Source organism: Arthrobacter phoenicis, from assembly GCF_047238215.1.
GTDB lineage: Bacteria > Actinomycetota > Actinomycetes > Actinomycetales > Micrococcaceae > Arthrobacter.
Map to the genome: position 1 here is coordinate 2,973,287 of NZ_JBDFMK010000001.1, position 14,241 is coordinate 2,987,527.

A 14,241-nucleotide genomic window follows, 5' to 3' on the forward strand; every position below is an offset into this window, starting at 1 on the left:
TTTAGGGAGAGGAGGATATTATGCTTCGTGTCGGAATGCTTCTTCGTCGAGGTACAGCTCTTTCTTGAACCACCGATGAGCACTAAGGCGACCGGTGTACTGACCGGCTGCGGCTGTCACTTTGCTGATTGACTTGGTTGCTTTGACCGCCTTAATGTAGGTGTCGAACAGGTCATCGGAGTTGGGGGCGTCACCGGGGAACTCCTCTCGGAATTCGTCGAACGCGTCGTTTAGGTCTTCGTCAGTGAACTGAGCAAGTGACCAGCTACGGATCACGGTGCTTGCCGGTTTGAGATCGTGGTGGGGTACTGCGTCGATGATTCGCTGCTGCTCTTCCGAGGTTCCTTGCGAACGTCGTCCCTCGGTTTCGTCGTCAGGTTCGGCCTGAGCTTCTTCCACGAGCACTCGTGCCAGATCACTGATGCCGACTTCAACGACAGCTTCTTCGGTCCGCTCATTGCTCTCTCCGTTGATGATTCGGTACCCGTAGGTGATGCCGCCCTGCTCGACTGGTAGCCAGCGCTCGGCTTGTATCAGCTCCTCGACCAGTGGCCGGGTAGCTTCGATTGCTTCGACCTTGTATGCGGGCAGGAAGCCATTGGAGTCTTCGGCGTAGGACCAGCCGACCATTGCGGTTGCGAGTCCGGCAGCGGCGAAAGTGAGTCCGCCGGTGATTGATTCTTGGGAGATTGACATTGCGGTATTCCGTTCTGAAGAGTGTGTGAGAAAAGGGTGTTGTGTGGCTGTGGACTGCGGTAAATGGTTGGTCGTTGTCGCCGGATCGCCTGACCGCTTGAGGCCTGACTCGATCTTGTTGAAGCGATATTGATTCAGTGCTTTTTGTTGAGCTGGCCGATGAGCCTTGAGATTCGCTGGCTCTCCATCCCGGATAGCCAATCCCGTACCAGTCCGCCCCGCTCGTTCATGGTTGCTCCAAGCCCCTTGAAGTTGGCGGCCATGTATTTTGTGCTGTATCCGGCCTCGCCGAGGAGGTGGAGTGCGAATGAGACCTGCTTTGGTGAAGCCATCGGATTTCCTGCTTTCCTGATTTCATATTTTGAACATTCCGCGAGCATCTGCTTTACGGGATCACACTTAGCTTGGGACTTCGCGAAAGCCTTTCCGTTCGTATTAATGCAGCCGTATCCTGCTGATAAATCAATTGTGCATTACCAATAAAGTCTTGGTTAGCAACATGGTTGACAAATGATCTAAATAATGCGGTGCATATCCCGTAAAATGAGTATTTAGGTCATTTGTCAACAATGTTGAACAACCAATATTGGTTGAATATGGGGAGAAATTTGTGTATTCGGAGCGTGAAAAATACTTTGCGCTTGAGGCGAAAAAGTGGTGACCACCTCTAGAAAATGCTTGCCACTGCGGTTCGCGAGGAATGTGCGGCGATTTCACGCGGCGATGAGAGACAGCTTCGGCTCGCCTTCGGCGGGAATAATCGTGGGCGTATAGGTCTCTCCGGCGATGATCGGAGAGAGGATGGCTGCCATCGCGGCGAGGTCCACGCCGACTACTTCATTGAGCCAGCAGTACTCTTCGGGTGTCGCTGTGGGGACTAGGGCAGGGGTGAGGTTCGTCTTCTTCATGCCCTAAGTCCACCGGCGTATGGAGTGCCAGTTTCGTTACCCGGTTTTTATTGTTGTTCGTCCACGCCAACTCCGCCCACGACGCGGTGACGAAGATCTGCACGCTACCGCTGCTGGCCGGCGAGAACATCTCCAGCGCCTTCGTCGTCCCCACCGTCGCGTCCTGCATCGACCTCGTCGTCCACTGCAGCCGCCACGCGAACGGCCGCCGGCAGGTAACCGAAATCCTGGCGCTGGGCCGCAGGGTCGAGAACGGGGTCATCGAGTCTTCCATGGTGTTCGAGGACGACGGCGGCCAGCTGGCAGCCCGGGCGAACTCGATGCCGGCGGCCGAGAAATTCGCTCGCGCCGGATACGACGTCGCGGCACTGCTGGAGTCGCACTGATGGCGCCGCTGCTTGGGCTGCTCGGGGGAGTGGGGCTGCTGCTTATCTGGTGGTCGGCCTGGGAGCAGCGGCCCCGGGCGCCACGGCCTCAGAAGGTGAACCGCCTGGATGACCTGCTGCGCACCGCCGGCATCGAAAAGGTCAGCAGGGCCGGGCTCCTGGCCACCTGCCTCGGCGTCGGAGGTTTCGTGTCCTTACTCTTCTTCGCTGGCACCCGCTCGTGGCCAATCTCCTGTTGCTTCGGGCTGTTCGGAGGATGGCTGCCGTTGGGCGCCGTCAGATGGCGGGCACGAAAACGGACGGCCGTGCTCCGGGAGCTATGGCCCGACGTCGTCGACCACCTGCGGTCGGCGATCCGCGCCGGGCTGTCACTCCCCGAGGCCCTGATCCAGCTCGGCGACAAGGGGCCCTCCGAGCTGCGTCCGCTCTTCCGGGACTTTGGCGCAGACTACCGGTCCGGTGGCCGCTTCGACCCGGCTCTGAACCGGCTTAAGGAACGGCTCGCCGACCCCGTCGCCGACCGCATAGTGGAAGCTCTGCGCCTCACCCGCGAGGTGGGTGGCTCCGATCTTGGGCGTTTGCTCGGTACTCTCGCGGACTTCCTGCGGGAGAACTCCCGTACCCGCAGCGAACTGGAGGCGCGGCAGTCCTGGACCGTCAACGCCGCACGCCTCGCCGTCGCCGCACCCTGGATTGTGCTCGTCCTGCTCGCCAGCCGGCCCGAAGCGGTCTCCGCCTACAACACGGCCGTCGGCGCTGCCGTGCTGGTCGGAGGCCTGGTGGTCTCGCTCGTCTGTTACACACTTATGCTCCGGATCGGCGCCCTGCCGCAGGACGAACGGGCGCTCCGATGAGCGCGCTGCTGGCCTCCGCGGCGGCGTGCGGTGCCGTGCTGGGAGCCGCGCTGTGGCTGGTGCTTGTTCGGCTGCCGTTCATGCGGCCGGTCAGCTTTACCGAACGGATCGCCCCGCAGTTGCGGTCCTACAGCGTGCAATCCCGGCTCCTGCACGAGGCACCCCGGAATCTCACTCCCTTTGGACCCCTGGAACGCATCATTCGGCCTGTCCTCGGCGACTGGATGCGGGCTCTGGGCCGGCTCAACCCTGGAACGACCGCCCTGAACCGCAGGCTGGTGCGCGCCGGGAGTGACAAGACCGCCGTCGAGTTTCGCGCGGAACAGCTCCTCTGGGCCGCCGGCGGATTTCTGGGTGCGGTGGCTGTGGTCCTGGTCAGCGGTCTGGCCGTGCGGCTGAATCCGCTCTTCGCGGTCCTGATCGTCGTCGCCGCGGGTCTGGCCGGCTTCATGCTCCGGGACTACGCGCTTGGTGCCCGCATCAAGAAGCGTGAGGTCCGCATGATGGCGGAGTTCCCGAGCGTCGCCGAGCTGATGGCCCTGGCCGTGAGCGCTGGCGAGAGCGCCACCGGGGCGCTGGACCGGGTTTGCCGCCGCACCCAGGGGGAACTGGCTAAGGAATTCGGCCGGGTGCTCGCATCCACCAGGGCCGGCCAGCCGCTGGTGGAAGCGCTGCAGGAGTTCTCCGCCCGGACAAATCTTGCCCCGCTGGTCCGCTTCGTCGACGGACTCATCGTCGCGGTCGAGCGGGGCACACCGCTGGCGGAAATCCTCCGGGCTCAGGCTCAGGACGTCCGAGACGCCGCCAAGCGCGACCTCATGGAATCTGCAGGCAAGAAGGAGATCGGCATGATGGTTCCGCTCGTCTTCGGCGTGTTGCCCCTGACGGTCGTGTTCGCCGTTTTCCCGGGCCTGGCGGCCATCACCCTAGGCCTCTGACCGGCGAGCCCGCCCACAGATCGAAAGAACATCAAAAGCATCAGCAGCACAAGAAAAAAGGGGAATCACATGGCTACACCAACACATCCGGCCCGCGTCATGAACAGGCTGCTTTTCGCGCTCCTTTGGTGCGCGGGTGCGGCACCCGTGAAGCTCCGCGAGGACAGGGCGGCCGGAAAAGACCCAGGGGAGCGGGGTGACGTCCCCGGCTGGGTGATGATCACGTTGATGTCTGCCGTCCTGGTCGCGGCCCTCCTCGCCATCGCCGGGCCAGCTCTCGAGGGGCTCTTCAATCAGGCGATGCAGAAGGTAGGGCAATAGGCGGTGATGCACCCACCGGCAGATAAGCCGGCGCGGGCGCGCGACGGCGGCGGCAGGGGACCGGTGAGCCGGCAGGGCGGGGACAAGGACCGCGTGGCCCGGCGGATAGGACACTCGCGCCGCCCGGCCCGGCGAAAAGCGGTTCGGCCCATCCCGATCCGGCGTCGCGCCGGTCAGCCACCCCGGAACCAGCACACCGAGCGGGGTGCCGCCGTGGTCGACTTCGTGATGGTCGGCGCCCTTGCAACGGTGTTCTTCCTGGCCATCGTCCAACTCGCGCTCGTCCTGCACGTCCGGAACACCCTGATTGACGCCGCTGCCTCCGGGGCGCGGTACGGCACGCTCGCTGACCGCGGCGCAGGTGACGCGAGGGAGCGCACGGCGCAGTTGATCGGGGTGGCGCTGACCTCTGACTTCGCCCGCGATGTCAGTACGGGGGAGGCCAGCTACGGTGGAATCCGCACCCTCGAGGTGACCGTACGTGCCCCGCTGCCCGTCATCGGCCTGATCGGCCCGACAGGGATGCTGGAGGTGAAGGGCCATGCCGCCTTCCAGCCCTGAACCCGGGGCTATCCCAGACGCTGAAGACCGGGGCGTCCCGGACCGCGCACGGCCCTTAGTCCCGGACACCGAAAGTCGAGGTGTCCCGGATCCGGCCCGCGCCGACGTCCCGGCCCCTGACGCCGCAGGGACCAACCCGGAACAGGGGAGCGCCGTCGTCGAGTTCACCTTTCTCGCTCTGCTCCTGATGGTCCCGGTGGTGTACTTCGTCATCACGCTCGGCCAACTGCAGGGCGGGTCGTTTGCCGTGGCCGGGGCCGCGGACCAAGCGGCCAAGGTCTTCGTCGCCCAGGCCGACGCCGGCGCGGGGCGAGCCGCCGCGGAACAGGCTGTCCAACTCGCGCTCGCCGACTACGGGCAGCCCGTGGGTAACGCCACCCTGGAAACCGCCTGCAGTTCCCCCGACTGCACCGCCGCCGGCTCCGCCGTGACGGTGACGGTCCGGCTCACCGTCCCACTGCCGTTCGTCCCATTCGGCGAGGCCCTGCGGCTCGACGCCGGACACCTGAGCGCCACCTCCACCCAGATCGTCGGGCGATTCCGCTGATGGCGCTGCGGACGGGAAGCAGAAAGCAGGCGACGCACCAGGCGGAGGACACGCGAGAGGCCGGTCAGCTGATGGTCCTGATCATCGGCTATGTCCTGATCGCCCTGCTGATCGTCACCGTGGTTGCCGCGGCCTCCAGCGTGTACCTCGAACACAAGAAGCTGCTCTCCCTCGCCGACGGCGCCTCGATCGCCGCGGCGGACAGCTTCACTTTGGGCCAGATCGACGGCAGCTCCGGCACCCCGACGGCCATCCTCAGCGGCCCGCGGGTCCGCAGCACAACCCTCGACTACCTCACCCGCGACGGCGCCTACGCCCGCTTCAACGGCCTGGCCGTCACGCCGGCGACCGGCAGCCCCGACGGGGCTACCGCCGTCGTGGTCCTCAGCGCGGCGGTGCACCCGCCGATCGTCAATTTCCTGGTCCCCGACGGCATCAGAATCGAGGCGACGTCGACGGCGCGGTCCCGGCTGACGCGCTGACTCGCAACCGGGGTAGGCTTGAAAAACCATGGCAAACATTGATTTTCCCGCTGAAATCCGCGCCCTGCGCGCCACCTACGCCTCGATCGAGAACGTCTCCAACGTCGAGGCGCTCAAGGAAGACATCGCTGAACTGAGCGAGCGCGCCGGCGAGCCGAATCTCTGGGACGATCCCTCCGCCGCGCAGGTCATCACCTCGAAGCTCTCGCACAAGCAGTCCGAACTCGAGCGCCTCAACAAGCTTGCGGCCCGCATCGACGACCTCGAGGTGCTCGTGGAGCTCGGCCAGGACGAGGGCGACGAGGATTCCATGGGGGAAGCCGCCGCGGAGCTCGAATCAGTCCGCAAGGCGCTCGCCGACCTCGAGGTGGTCACCCTGCTTTCCGGAGAGTTCGACGAACGCGAGGCCGTGGTGACCATCCGCGCCGGCGCCGGCGGCGTGGATGCCGCGGACTTCGCCGAGATGCTGCTGCGGATGTACCTGCGCTGGGCCGAACGCCACGGCTACCCGACCACCATCATGGACACCTCCTACGCCGAAGAAGCCGGCCTGAAGTCGGCTACATTCGAGGTCAAGGCTCCCTACGCCTTCGGCACGCTCAGCGTCGAGGCGGGCACCCACCGCCTGGTCCGGATCAGCCCGTTCGACAACCAGGGCCGCCGCCAGACCTCCTTCGCCGCCGTCGAGGTCATCCCGCTGATCGAATCCACCGATTCGATCGAGATCCCGGACAATGAGATCCGCGTGGACGTCTTCCGCTCCTCCGGTCCCGGCGGCCAGTCGGTCAACACCACCGACTCCGCGGTACGCCTGACCCACATCCCCACCGGCACCGTCGTGTCGATGCAGAACGAGAAGTCCCAGCTGCAGAACCGCGCCGCCGCCATGCGCGTCCTCCAGTCCCGTCTCTTGCTGCTGAAGAAGGAGCAGGAGGACGCCGAAAAGAAGGCCTTCGCCGGCGACGTCAAGGCCTCCTGGGGCGACCAGATGCGCTCCTACGTCCTCAACCCGTACCAGATGGTCAAGGACCTGCGCACCGAACACGAGGTGGGCAACACCTCGGCCGTGTTCGACGGCGAGATCGACGACTTCATCGACGCCGGCATCCGCTGGCGGACCGACAACCGTAACGCGGAGAAGTAAACCCCGGGGAGCGGCGCCGCCCGCTAGGGGAGCGACGCCGCCCGCTAGGGGAGCGCCGCGGCTAAACCGGGCTGGCGCCCGCCGCCCAACCCGGCAAAGCAACCGGGCCAGCGCCCGCCGCCCGCCCCGGCAGGCCCAGCCGGCCCAAATTCCCGCGACACGCCACCGCCCTCCGGCCGGCGCGCCGGGGCCGGTGCGTATAGTCGGAGGGCCGGTGCCCTATTTCCCCCAAAAGAAAGCCCGCGCCCCGGCGGCAGAACTGGTCTGAAAGATGCCCGGCTCCTGCTGGGTACATAGGGTCATGATCCGCTTCGAAAATGTCACCAAGGTCTACGACCAGAAGGCGCGGCCGGCGCTGGATTCGATCAACCTTGAGATCGACCGGGGAGAGTTCGCCTTCCTCGTGGGGGCCTCCGGCTCTGGCAAGTCCACCTTCCTGCGCCTGGTCCTCAAGGAGGACCGGGCCTCCTCCGGCGCGGTCTACGTCGCCGGCCAGAACGTGGCCCGCATCTCCAGCTGGCGGGTGCCGCGACTTCGCCGGGGGATCGGCGTCGTCTTCCAGGACTTCCGCCTGCTGCCGCAAAAAACCGTCTTCGCCAACGTCGCCTTCGCCATGCAGGTCATCGGCCGTAGCCGCAGCGTCATCCGCGAAACCGTGCCCGAGGTCCTGAAGACCGTTGGCCTCGAGGGCAAGGAAAACCGCCTCCCGCACGAGCTCTCCGGCGGCGAGCAGCAGCGCGTGGCGATCGCCCGCGCCGTCGTCAACCGCCCCGGCATCCTGCTGGCCGACGAACCCACCGGCAACCTGGACCCCACCACCTCCATGGGCATCATGGGCGTCCTGGACAAGATCAACCAAAACGGCACCACCGTGGTGATGGCCACCCACGACGACGACATCGTCAATGAGATGCGCAAGCGCGTCGTCGAACTCCGCAACGGCAAGGTCATCCGTGACGAAGCCCGCGCCCTCTACACCTCGATGATCCCCACGGTGGGCCAGGCCCGCCGGGCCCGCGACGCCGGCGGCCGGGACGAGGGCGGAACACCGGACGGCGGCCCGGCCGGCACCACCACGGCCAAGACCGACGACGCCGGGGAGGTCCAGCTGTGAGGCTCGCCTTCATCCTTGGGGAAATCGGCAGCGGCCTGCGCCGCAACCTTTCCATGGTGGTTTCGGTCATCCTGGTCACCTTCGTCTCGCTGACCTTTGTCGGCGCGGCCGGCATGCTCCAGCTGCAGATAAACCAGATGAAGGGCTACTGGTACGACAAGGTTCAGGTGGCGATCTTCCTCTGCAGCGACGGGTCGACGGCGCCCGGCTGCGCCTCCGGCCCGGCTACCCAGGAGCAGCAGGACAACCTGCGCAAGCTCCTGCAGTCCCCGTCCGTGGCCCAGTACGTCAACGACTTCCAGTACGAATCCAAGGACGACGCGTACAAGCACTTCAAGGAGCAGTTCTCCAACTCACCGATCGTCGACTCGGTCACCCCGGACCAGCTGCCGGCCTCCTTCCGGATCAACCTCAAGGACCCGGAGAAGTACCAGGTCATCAGCGAGAACTTCTCCTCCCAGGCCGGCGTGGAATCCGTCATCGACCAGCGCCAGCTGCTCGAACGGCTCTTCTCGGCCATGAACGCCGCCTCGCTCGTGGCCGTCAGCATCGCGGGCGTCATGATCATTTGCGCCATCCTGCTGATCGCGACCACCATCCGGCTCTCGGCCTTCAGCCGCCGCCGGGAAACGGGCATCATGCGGCTGGTCGGTGCCTCCAAAACCGTGATCCAGCTGCCCTTCATCCTTGAGGGCGTCATTGCCGCGGTGATCGGAGCGGCTCTGGCCTCCGGCACGCTCTGGGCCGTGGCGAACTTCTTCCTCAACGGTTTCCTGTCCAAGCAGTACCCGGATACCGCCTTCATTTCCCCGGGCCAGACGCTGATCCTTGCCCCCGCGCTGATCGGGCTGGGCATCGTGCTCGCCGGAATATCATCGCTCCTGACCCTCCGCCGGTACCTCAGGGTCTAGCCGTGCGCAACGTAGAGGAACTGCCCATGACACCGAAGGCACGACGCACCGCAGCGGCCCGCAAGGCCCTCCGCCACAGCCGGCTGATCAGCACCGCCGTCGTACTGGCCCTCGCCGCCAGCCTCGGCGCGCCCGCGCCGTTGGCCGTGGCAGACAACCTCGAGGACCAGCAGGCCGCACTGCGGGATCAGGCCGCCCGGGTCCAGGACTCCCTCGAATTCGTCGACGCGAAGATCTCGCAGGCCGCGGCCGACCTGGTGGTGTACCAGGGCCAGCTGCCCGGGGCCCAGCAGTCCCTCCTCGAGGCCCAGGGCCGGGTGGCCGGGGCGGTCAAGGAAGTCGACGCCCTCGCCGCGCGCGTGGACCTCGCCCAGCAGAACAAGGCCAAGATCACCCAGCAGCTCCAGAACGACCAGCAGAAGATCACCGAGACCAAGAAGCTGATCGGCCAGATCGCCACCCAGGCCTACAAGTCCGGCGGCGTCCCCTCCAACCTCTCGCTGTTCTTCGGCTCGAACCAGGGCGGCAGCCTCACGGACACCATCGACCTGGCCGACCAGGCGCTGCGCAGCCAGAACTCGGCGATGGACAAGCTCACCCAGCAGAACGCCACCAACGTGAACTCCCAGGCACGGCTGCAGGCGGTGGAGGCCGAGATCAAGGACCTCAAGTCCAAGGCCGACGCCGCTCTGGAGCGGGAGAAGGCGGCCCGGGACGAGGCCGAGGCCAAGAAGGCCCAGGTGGACAAGCTCATCGCCGACACCACCCGGATCAACGCCGAACTCCAGGCCGCCAAGCCGGGCATCCAGAACCAGCTCGCCCAGGTCAAGGCCCAGCAGGACGCCGTGGCCGCCGAAATCGCCGAGCGGGACCGCAAGCTCCGCGAGGCGTGGCTGGCCGAACAGCGCAGGATCGCCGAGGCCGCCGCGGCGGCAGCGGCCGCAGCAGCCAAGGCCCAGGGCCAGGCGCCGCCGCCCCAGGCACCCTACGTTCCGCCCGCACCCGGGCCCATCTCGGCGTTCGGCCTGCGGCACCCCTTCGCGGCCAACATCCCGATCACCTCCGGCTTCGGCTGGCGGGCGACGCCGCCGGGCACCATCGACTTCTACGGCCAGGGCGGCTACATGCACACCGGCATCGACTTCGGTGCCACCTGCGGCACCCCGGTCTACGCCGCGGCCGCGGGCACCGTGTTCTCCGCCGGCTGGGGCAACGACGGCGGCGGCAACCGGGTGAAGATTTCCCACGGCGTCATCCAAGGCAACTCACTGACTACCGTCTATTACCACAACACCTCCGTGGTGGTCTCGGTCGGCCAGCAGGTCAGTCAGGGACAGCTCATCGCCTACTCCGGCACCACCGGCAACTCCACCGGCTGCCACGCCCACTTCGAGACCTGGGTCAACGGCCAGGCGGTCGACCCCATGGGCCTGCTCTAAACTGGAGTGAATTGCACCATCGATTGAGGAGTTAGCACCGTGCCCAAAGAAAGTGGCCGGAAGGCAGTGGCCACCAACCGCAAGGCCCGGCACGACTACCACATCCTGGATACCTACGAGGCGGGCATCGCGCTCATGGGTACCGAGGTCAAGTCCCTGCGCGAGGGCCACGCGTCCATGGTGGACGGGTTCTGCACCTTCTACAACGGCGAGCTGTGGATGGAAGCTATCCACATCCCCGAGTACCACCAGGGGAGCTGGACCAACCACGCCGCCCGCCGCCGTCGGAAGCTGCTCCTGCACCGCGAGGAACTGACCAAGATCGAGCACAAGGTCCGTGAGTCGGGCTTCACCATCGTGCCTTTGCAGCTTTACTTCGTGGACGGTCGGGCCAAAGTGGAGATCGGCGTCGCGCGCGGTAAGAAGGAATACGACAAGCGCCAGACCCTGCGCGAACAGCAGGACAAGCGCGAGGCCCTGCGCGTCATGCGCGAACGCAACCGCCGCTAAGGCCGGGCCGGCCACGCGCCGGCCGCGGGAATGATTCCGACGGCGGCTGCGTTATCATTGAGTGTCCGGGAGGGATCCACAAGGTCCCGAACGGCGGGTTATGGACGTTTGATAACTAAACACGGGGATGATCGGTTTCGACGATGTTAGTCGCGACAGGTGAAGCGGGCCGAGGATGCAGAATTATCTCGTAAACGCTGTCTGCAAACCAATAAGTGCCGAATCAAAACGCACTGACTTCGCTCTCGCTGCCTAAGCAGTAAGACAGTCCGTCAGCCCGAGGTTGCTATTGCCCCGGATCCTGGCGTCATTTAGATAGCCACTGCTGTTTACCCCCGTCATCGGGGTAAACGGGACTCTTAGATGACTGGGCCCGGATCAGCCACCTGTTTGCAGGATGGCTGGGGCCGAGAAAATCCGACGCAAACTGCGCCCGGAGAAGCCCTGACAACACGACATCGGACGGGGGTTCAATTCCCCCCATCTCCACCAACCCAGCGAAACGGCCGGAAGCTTCTGCTTCCGGCCGTTTCGTCGTTAACGCCGCTTGAGGTGGGACACCTGGTCCGTGTGCTCGTCGACGATGTGCTTGGCTTTTTTCTCGGCCCGTTTTTCCTTGATGGTCTTGACCGGCTTCTTGCTCTGGTGCCGGTGCGGCGACTTATCAGGCATGGCGCACTCCCTCAACAGAAACGGGCCCGGGATGAACCCGTTCGTTTCAGGCTACGCCCCGGGTACGGCCACGTCCACGACGCCGACAAACCGGGTTCCGACTCCCTCGTACTCGCTCCGGACGTGGTTGGGAGCCAGCTCCGGCAGCTCGAAGGGGGAGTGCCGTTCGCAGCACACCCAGCTGAACTCGGGCCACCACTTCTTCGGCCGCGCGGCCTCCGAGTAGCCGCAGACGGTGCAGGTGAGCTGGACCCACACCGGCCGCTTTCCGGTCCGGTTGGCCTTGGACTGGCGCAGCCACGCCGGCGGGCTGTCCAGCAGTTCGGCGAGTTCGGCGTCGGAAAGCCGGGCGGGGATGCCGTGGCGGCTGGCCATTTCCAGCGGAATATCGAGGACCTGGGCTGCTTCGCGGCGGGTAATCATCCGTCAATTTTACGCGACGGCGGGAGAAGGGGCGCCGCCGGTCCATTGCCGAAGTCGGTGCAGGACTCCTGCGGGCTCCCGGCGGGGCGCCCGGTGCTAGGCTCAGGGCACCGGATCAGGAAGGCACGAACCATGCCCGGCACCCCCGCCGCACCCATGACAAGCCTGCAGAAGCGCGTGCTCTACGTGGCGATCGTGGCCTCCTTCATCGCTTTCCTCGACGGCTCCGTGGTGAACCTGGCCCTGCCGGCCATCAGCCGGGAACTCGGCGGCGGCCTGGTGGTCCAGCAATGGGTGGTGGACGCCTACCTGCTGACCCTCGGCGCGCTGATCCTCGTGGCAGGATCCCTCTCCGACCAGTTCGGCCGCGTCCGGGTGCTGGAGTGGGGGCTGGCCGGGTTCACCGCCACGTCCATCCTGTGCGGGGTGGCGTGGAACGGCGAGTCGCTGATCATCTTCCGGGGACTCCAGGGTGTGGCCGGTGCGCTGCTGGTGCCCAGCTCCCTGGCGCTGATCGTTACCGTGTTCAGCGGACCGGCCCAGTCCGCCGCGATCGGTAAGTGGTCCGCGTGGACCTCCGGTGCGATCGTCGCCGCCCCGCTGTTGGGCGGGATCTCCGTGGACGTCTTCACCTGGCGGGTGATCTTCTTCCTGAACATCGTTCCCGCCGCCGCCGTGTGGCCGGCGCTGCGCCGGCTGCGCGCCCAGGACCTGGAGCGGCCTCCCGGCAGCAGCATTGACGTCGCCGGCACGGTCCTCGCCGTCGTCGGCCTCGGCGGGATCGTCTATGCGTTTATCGAGCGCGGCAGCCAGGGCTGGGGGTCGCCGCAGGTGTGGGTGCCGCTGGCCGTGGGCATCGCCGGACTCGCAGCATTCCTGGTGCACGAGGGCCGGACCCGCGCGCCGATGATGCCGCTGCGGCTCTACACGGTGCGGAACTTCGGCTGGGGCAACGCCGCCACCCTGGTCATCTACGGGGCGCTGAACCTTGGCTTCTTCGTCCTGGGCCTCTACCTCCAGCAGGTGGCCGGGCTCGGTGCCACCGCCGCCGGCTTGGCCCTGTTGCCCTCCACGCTGATCCTGTTGCTGCTCTCCTCCCGGATGGGGGCGCTCTCCGGACGTTTTGGCCCCCGCTGGTTCATGACCGCCGGGCCGCTGCTCTGCGCGGCCGGGTTCCTGCTCATGCTCGGCATCGGCCTGCCCCTGGACTATGCGTGGCAGGTCCTTCCCGGCGTCGTGGTCTTCGGGATCGGGCTCGCCGTGACGGTGGCGCCGCTGACCTCGGCCATCCTCGGCGCGGTTCCGCCGGAGGAGGCCGGGATCGGCTCGGCCGTGAACAACGCCGTCGCCCGCATCGCCGGGCTGGTGACTATAGCTTTTGCCGGACTGATCACGGGGCCGGTGATCACCACCGCGGGGTTGCACGCGACGTCGCTGGTCACCGCCGCGCTCTTCGTCGCCGGTGCCTTGGCCTCCGCCGTCGGGATTCGTAATCCGCCCCAGGCCGCCGAGGCGTCCGCCGGGCATGCAGCAGACGGGACTACTTGAGGCGGCGCTGCGCCACACGGCGGGCCGGGCGACGGCGGGGGAGTACCCGGGGCCAGCGGAGACTAGCGGCGGGTCAGCTGCCGGGTTCTTCCTTGTCGGCTGACTCCGGATGCACCCACAGGGCGTCCGCGACCCCGTCGGCAAGGTCGAGCTCCCGGGATCCGTCCGGTCCGGCAATCCGTACCATCAGGGGTCCGCCGAACGGCTTCCGGCCCAGCACCGCGACGGCGGCGTCCAGCTCGATCCGTTCGGTCGCGAGGTAGCGCAGCAGGTCCGGGTTCTCGTCGCTGATCCGCGTGATGCGGCCGCCCTGGCCGTCGGCCAATTCGCTCATCCGCACCGCCGGGGGCATCAGGACCGAGCCGTCCGCCGCGGGGATGGGATCGCCGTGCGGGTCGCGGACCGGGTGGCCGAGCTTGGCCGCCATCCGGTCGATGAAGGTGTCCGAGACCGCGTGCTCCAGGGTCTCCGCCTCGTCGTGGACCTCGTCCCAGCGGTAGCCGAGCTCCTGGACCAGGAACGTCTCGATCAGGCGGTGCCGCCGGACCATGGACAGGGCCAGCCGCTGACCGTCCGCGGTGAGGGTGACGGCGCCGTAGGGCTTGTGATCCACCAGGCCCTGCTCCTTGAGCTTGCGGACCATCTCCGAGACCGAGGAGTTCGCGACGCCGAGGCGCTGGGCCAGCTGCGTGGAGGTGATCGGCTTGTCCTGCCACTCCGTGAAGGTGTAGATGACCTTGACGTAGTCCTCGATCGAGGAAGAAGGCGGGCTGGTTTTCACAGCCCC

The 14,241-nt window shown here is 66.3% G+C and carries 18 protein-coding genes, 1 other RNA gene and 1 pseudogene; 14 read left to right on the forward strand and 6 right to left on the reverse strand.

The features are described from left to right. Positions 1-18 precede the first annotated feature (18 nt). The 3 genes from ABC337_RS13925 to ABC337_RS13935 all read right to left on the reverse strand — a co-directional run bounded on the left by ABC337_RS13925 (position 19) and on the right by ABC337_RS13935 (position 1,604). Positions 19-696: a hypothetical protein gene (locus tag ABC337_RS13925; RefSeq protein WP_412883461.1), complete on the reverse strand. Its 678-nt coding sequence runs from the start codon at positions 694-696 to the stop codon at positions 19-21. Between the two features lie 134 nt (positions 697-830). Next, complete coding sequence (locus tag ABC337_RS13930; protein ID WP_412883460.1) at positions 831-1,028, reverse strand: hypothetical protein; 198 nt, start codon at positions 1,026-1,028, stop codon at positions 831-833. Positions 1,029-1,409: 381 nt separating this feature from the next. Continuing rightward, on the reverse strand, positions 1,410-1,604 hold the full coding sequence (locus tag ABC337_RS13935) for a hypothetical protein (RefSeq protein ID WP_412883459.1): 195 nt from the start codon (positions 1,602-1,604) through the stop codon (positions 1,410-1,412). Positions 1,605-1,663: 59 nt separating this feature from the next. Here ABC337_RS13935 and ABC337_RS13940 point away from each other — a divergent pair. The 13 genes and pseudogenes from ABC337_RS13940 to ssrA form a co-directional block, all read left to right on the forward strand. Then, positions 1,664-1,990: pseudogene (locus tag ABC337_RS13940) on the forward strand (CpaF family protein); the annotation flags it as partial. Continuing rightward, on the forward strand, positions 1,990-2,844 hold the full coding sequence (locus tag ABC337_RS13945; protein WP_412893242.1) for a type II secretion system F family protein: 855 nt from the start codon (positions 1,990-1,992) through the stop codon (positions 2,842-2,844). The pseudogene ABC337_RS13940 and the gene ABC337_RS13945, both read left to right, overlap by 1 nt. Continuing rightward, a complete protein-coding gene (locus tag ABC337_RS13950) occupies positions 2,841-3,782 on the forward strand; it encodes a type II secretion system F family protein (protein ID WP_412884917.1) in 942 nt (313 codons plus the stop codon). Before ABC337_RS13945 ends, ABC337_RS13950 begins: the two co-directional genes overlap by 4 nt. A gap of 69 nt (positions 3,783-3,851) precedes the next feature. Continuing rightward, a complete protein-coding gene (locus ABC337_RS13955) occupies positions 3,852-4,103 on the forward strand; it encodes a hypothetical protein (protein ID WP_412883458.1) in 252 nt (83 codons plus the stop codon). Between the two features lie 150 nt (positions 4,104-4,253). Next, on the forward strand, positions 4,254-4,664 hold the full coding sequence (locus ABC337_RS13960; RefSeq protein ID WP_412884916.1) for a TadE/TadG family type IV pilus assembly protein: 411 nt from the start codon (positions 4,254-4,256) through the stop codon (positions 4,662-4,664). Continuing rightward, a complete protein-coding gene (locus ABC337_RS13965; RefSeq protein WP_412883457.1) occupies positions 4,645-5,211 on the forward strand; it encodes a hypothetical protein in 567 nt (188 codons plus the stop codon). Before ABC337_RS13960 ends, ABC337_RS13965 begins: the two co-directional genes overlap by 20 nt. Before the next feature lie 71 nt (positions 5,212-5,282). Continuing rightward, complete coding sequence (locus ABC337_RS13970) at positions 5,283-5,693, forward strand: pilus assembly protein TadG-related protein (protein WP_412893243.1); 411 nt, start codon at positions 5,283-5,285, stop codon at positions 5,691-5,693. Positions 5,694-5,721: 28 nt separating this feature from the next. Next, complete coding sequence (gene prfB, locus ABC337_RS13975) at positions 5,722-6,837, forward strand: peptide chain release factor 2 (protein WP_290257335.1); 1,116 nt, start codon at positions 5,722-5,724, stop codon at positions 6,835-6,837. 301 nt (positions 6,838-7,138) lie between these two features. Further along, positions 7,139-7,951 carry a cell division ATP-binding protein FtsE gene (gene ftsE, locus ABC337_RS13980; RefSeq protein WP_412883455.1) on the forward strand — a complete coding sequence of 271 codons (813 nt, stop codon included), beginning with the start codon at positions 7,139-7,141 and terminating at the stop codon, positions 7,949-7,951. Next, complete coding sequence (ftsX, locus tag ABC337_RS13985; protein WP_290257337.1) at positions 7,948-8,862, forward strand: permease-like cell division protein FtsX; 915 nt, start codon at positions 7,948-7,950, stop codon at positions 8,860-8,862. Before ftsE ends, ftsX begins: the two co-directional genes overlap by 4 nt. Positions 8,863-8,888: 26 nt before the next feature. Beyond that, positions 8,889-10,301 (forward strand): peptidoglycan DD-metalloendopeptidase family protein, encoded by a 1,413-nt coding sequence (locus tag ABC337_RS13990; RefSeq protein ID WP_412884915.1) that lies wholly within the window; start codon positions 8,889-8,891, stop codon positions 10,299-10,301. Between the two features lie 39 nt (positions 10,302-10,340). After that, positions 10,341-10,811, forward strand: coding sequence for an SsrA-binding protein SmpB (gene smpB / locus ABC337_RS13995; RefSeq protein ID WP_364139060.1), 471 nt, complete (start codon positions 10,341-10,343; stop codon positions 10,809-10,811). Positions 10,812-10,934: 123 nt separating this feature from the next. Beyond that, positions 10,935-11,303, forward strand: a transfer-messenger RNA (tmRNA) gene (ssrA, locus tag ABC337_RS14000). A gap of 45 nt (positions 11,304-11,348) precedes the next feature. Here ssrA and ABC337_RS14005 read toward each other — a convergent pair. Beyond that, complete coding sequence (locus ABC337_RS14005; RefSeq protein ID WP_412883454.1) at positions 11,349-11,483, reverse strand: hypothetical protein; 135 nt, start codon at positions 11,481-11,483, stop codon at positions 11,349-11,351. A 51-nt stretch (positions 11,484-11,534) separates the two neighbouring features. Then, positions 11,535-11,906 carry a hypothetical protein gene (locus tag ABC337_RS14010; RefSeq protein WP_412883453.1) on the reverse strand — a complete coding sequence of 124 codons (372 nt, stop codon included), beginning with the start codon at positions 11,904-11,906 and terminating at the stop codon, positions 11,535-11,537. A 132-nt stretch (positions 11,907-12,038) separates the two neighbouring features. Here ABC337_RS14010 and ABC337_RS14015 point away from each other — a divergent pair, with 132 nt between their 5' ends. Continuing rightward, positions 12,039-13,454: an MFS transporter gene (locus ABC337_RS14015; protein WP_412883452.1), complete on the forward strand. Its 1,416-nt coding sequence runs from the start codon at positions 12,039-12,041 to the stop codon at positions 13,452-13,454. Between the two features lie 73 nt (positions 13,455-13,527). Here ABC337_RS14015 and ABC337_RS14020 read toward each other — a convergent pair whose 3' ends face one another. Continuing rightward, positions 13,528-14,235 carry a metal-dependent transcriptional regulator gene (locus ABC337_RS14020; RefSeq protein WP_412883451.1) on the reverse strand — a complete coding sequence of 236 codons (708 nt, stop codon included), beginning with the start codon at positions 14,233-14,235 and terminating at the stop codon, positions 13,528-13,530. Between the last annotated feature and the right edge of the window lie 6 nt (positions 14,236-14,241).